Below are 232 nucleotides of genomic sequence, written 5' to 3'. Positions count from 1 at the left end.
CATAGATCCTTCTATTTTCAATAAATGCTTCTTGTTCAAGGGACTCATCAAAAAGATAGGGGACAATGAAGCCCTTAAGTTTAAACGCATCTTCTTTTTGAGTGATCTGTGGCAGCTGGACACCTCTTTTTTTCAAATAGGCTAAAAAAGCCGCTTCAGGCTGATGGTGAAAGATGACATGATGATCCTTAGATGCAATCAAAAGCAGTTGTTGTTCTTGCTGAAGTACCAG

The 232-nt window shown here is 39.2% G+C and carries 1 protein-coding gene; it reads right to left on the bottom strand.

Annotated features, from left to right (window positions below):
- Positions 1 to 232: hypothetical protein (locus tag R0J92_RS27035; protein ID WP_411053951.1), on the bottom strand; the 232-nt coding region annotated here is incomplete at both ends.

The organism is Tritonibacter sp. SIMBA_163, assembly GCF_046535935.1.
Taxonomy (GTDB): Bacteria; Pseudomonadota; Alphaproteobacteria; order Rhodobacterales; family Rhodobacteraceae; genus Epibacterium; species Epibacterium scottomollicae.
This window is presented reverse-complemented; position numbering and strand designations above follow the sequence as displayed.